Source organism: Cupriavidus sp. 01L43, assembly GCF_056399925.1.
In genome coordinates, this window is record NZ_JBFTSH010000036.1 from 1 (window position 1) to 2,237 (window position 2,237).

3 protein-coding genes are annotated in these 2,237 nt (G+C 61.1%); all 3 read left to right on the forward strand.

Going from position 1 to position 2,237, the window contains the following annotated elements:
* The coding region (locus tag AC1DP9_RS27580; protein ID WP_477108742.1) for a TSUP family transporter at positions 1-192 on the forward strand (192 nt) is incomplete at its 5' end.
* 465 nt (positions 193-657) lie between these two features.
* Positions 658-1,659, forward strand: a complete 1,002-nt coding sequence (locus tag AC1DP9_RS27585) for a T6SS immunity protein Tli4 family protein (protein WP_410748525.1) — start codon at positions 658-660, stop codon at positions 1,657-1,659.
* Positions 1,660-1,674: 15 nt separating this feature from the next.
* A partial coding sequence (locus tag AC1DP9_RS27590) for a TSUP family transporter (protein WP_477109059.1) occupies positions 1,675-2,237 on the forward strand: 563 nt, incomplete at its 3' end.

Below are 2,237 nucleotides of genomic sequence, written 5' to 3' on the forward strand. Positions count from 1 at the left end.
GTGGTCGCGCTGATGACCTATGCCCAGGCCGGGCATGTCGACTGGACCAGCGGCATCCCGCTCTCGCTCGGCGGCATGCTGACGATCTCCTGGGGCGTGGCGCTGGCGCACCGGATGCCGGAGCGCCGCCTGCGCGCCGCGTTCGCCGTCTGCCTGATCGTCACGGCGGTGATCATGCTCGTGCGCGGCTAGCCTGCCGCCGGCTTGCGGAAGACCAGGCTGAAGTTGTTCGCCGGCATCGGGATGGGCGCGTCGCAGGTCATGCCTCGTCCGCGGGCAGTTTGTCAAAGTGACCGTCCAGAAGGCGGCCGTTATCCCGCAGCCTGGTCAGCGGGATAACGGCATTGTCCCGGGAGACGGGACGGTGCCTGCATTGTCCGCTGCGGCGCAAGGCCGAGGCTTGCTACCTGGCGTTCCGGGCAATAAAGCCCGAGGTGTGCAGATGGTCTTCGTGCAAGGTGGGTACGAGCACCAGGCCAGCTTCAATCATCCGTGGTCGCGCTGGGCCACTCTCTATAGCGTTGCAAGAATCGTCCATTCCGTTGAGGGGCTAGATAATTGACGAGAACATCCTATCGAATCCGGCTTTCTATACTCCCGATTCTTGTCTCAATGAATCTTCTGTCTGCGTGTGCGCAGATCGCTCCCGTGGAACCTATGATGATGAACAACCCGCTGCTTGCTAATTCGAGACCTTGGTGTATCGGCCGTTTCGTATTCGATCGCCCTGCGGCGAGCGAGATCAGTTCTGAGCGTTACGGCTTCTGGGGCGACGAAATTGAGATCAGGAGGAATGTCAGCTTCCAGACGTTTGACCATGAAATGCGCAAACGTGAAGAAACGCTGCGCAGGGAAAAGCGCGAGAGCTCGATTTCCTACCAGGAGATGAAGGAAAGGGGCTTGGAATCCATGCGTTTTAAGGTGAATGTACCGATGCTGGAGCAGGTTGCATCACCGACCCAAAACTCACGAGTCTTCCTATTTACGATGGATGGAAAACGACCGGATCCCTTCTTCAAGCAGGAAGGATACGTCCTGGCCGGCGGCACGATGCTAGCGATGAAGTCGACGGTACCCAAGAGGATTATTCAGTCCGCCATCGCCGGCCTATCCGAAGTCCTTCGAGACGTCACCTATCGTGACGACTGGACGGTCCCGACCGAACCAGGATTCTGTATCGACGGGGCTTTGATTGGCGGCCGTTCACGCGATAGCGAGCGCGTTACTCAGAGCTTTGCTCTGCTACCGGGAAGGTACGCGGGGCTCCTCATCAGAATGCGCGATGCCGTTGAATCAGACAAGAAGCTATCGCTTCGTCAGACCCTACCAGATTTACGCGGTAACTTGAACAATAAAGGCTTCAGCGGCAACGTCCGCTTCCTGCGTGATGGCAAACGACAGGTCGCCGGGATGGAAGCAGAGGAAGTACTGTTTTCCATCACTGATGGAACGATACAGATCTATCAGTTCTATCTGATGGCGCAGGGAGACCCCGAGACCGTCGCGCAACCCCACACCGAGATTCGGCTGACACTGGGGGGCCCAAGTACGCATTCTCTTACACCGGAGCTCGCGACATCTCCTGTCGACGAAGCCGGCGCCATACAGATGTGGGACACATTGCTCAACAGCATGCGGCTTCGGCCCGGCGCCTTGTGAGCCAGGAGAGTCGGCATGACCAGACGATACGACATCTTGAGGGGGGATCTCACCACCTTGGGGGGCATCGTACAGGGCGGAGACGCCAACGATATGGTAGGGCATCGCGAGCAAGCCTATGAGGGCGACCCAGTCTGGTGTCCAGTCTGCAAGTCGGTGGGACAGATCGTATGTATCGGTCCGCGCCTGTCCACCACGGGCCCCGATGGACGCGAGGCTGCGCTGAGCGACGATCTTTGTGTCTGCCGTTGCAGCCCCAGCCCGTTGTTGCTGCCGTCGCTCGGCCTCGCCCTGTACTTCTTGTGGCGCCTGATGCCCGGCCGGGCCGTGACCCAGCAGCAGGCGCGGCTGTCATCGCGCTGGATTCCGGCCGTGGGCGTGGTGGGTGGGCTCTTCTCGGGCTTCTTCAGCGTGGGCGGCGGCGTGGTAGCCGCGCCGGCGCTGGTCGGCCTGTTCGGCATGCGGCAGGCCGCCGCGCAGGGGCTGGCGCTGGCGCTGGTCACGCCGGGCGCCGTGGTCGCGCTGATGACCTATGCCCAGGCCGGGCATGTCGACTGGACCAGCGGCATCCCGCTCTC

Bases quoted from the DNA above. Each gene is read 5' to 3' on its own strand.
- AC1DP9_RS27585 (WP_410748525.1), top strand. From the start codon at position 658: ATGATGATGAACAACCCGCTGCTTGCTAATTCGAGACCTTGGTGTATC.